1 protein-coding gene is annotated in these 738 nt (G+C 52.3%); it reads right to left on the bottom strand.

Annotated features, from left to right (window positions below):
- Positions 1-738, bottom strand: a 738-nt coding sequence (locus ACYC56_RS14240; protein WP_461374834.1) for a carbamoyl phosphate synthase small subunit, incomplete at both ends; no start/stop codon positions are given.

Raw genomic sequence — 738 nt, forward strand, 5'->3', positions numbered from 1 at the left:
GCCCCCCGGTGTCCGAATTTCAGTTTAAAGGTGGTCCCTCCCAGGGCCAGTCCCATGATTTGATGGCCCAGACAAATGCCAAAGATCGGCAGCAGGCCCAGTAGATTTTGAATGGTTTTGATGATCCCTAAGTCAGCCGCCGGATCTCCGGGACCGTTGGAAAGCAATATGCCGTCGGGTTTTAAAGCCAGGATCTCCCGGTCCGAGGTCTGGGCCGGCACTACCAGCACCTGACATCCTCTCTGCTCTAAAGATCGCAGGCTGTTGTATTTAATTCCATAGTCCATCACCATCACTTTATATTCCGTTCCACCGGCATTCCATGGATGGTCCTCTTGCCCCGAAGGGATCATTTGTGGTTTCCCTTGAACCCAGCGGTAGGGACGGGTGGTAGTGACTTGGTCAGCTAAGGCCAGACCGAGCATAGATGGAATAGACCTTGCCTTTTCAATTAAGGCTTCCGGTCTTAATTCTTCCGTCGAGCCCACTGCCCGCATGGCCCCATAATTTCTCAGGTGTCGTGTTAAGGCCCGGGTGTCTATGCTTTCCAGGCCCAGGACCTTGCTTTTTTTCAGATAATCGGCCAACGGGGCCTGAGAGCGAAAATTGCTCGGGAAGGGCAGATATTCCTTGACCAAAAAGGCCTCCACCTGAATCCGATCGGACTCCACATCCTGATCATTGATCCCGTAGTTTCCGATCAAAGGATAAGTCATGGTCACCAACTGACCTTTGTAG

The organism is Candidatus Aquicultor sp., from assembly GCF_054640775.1.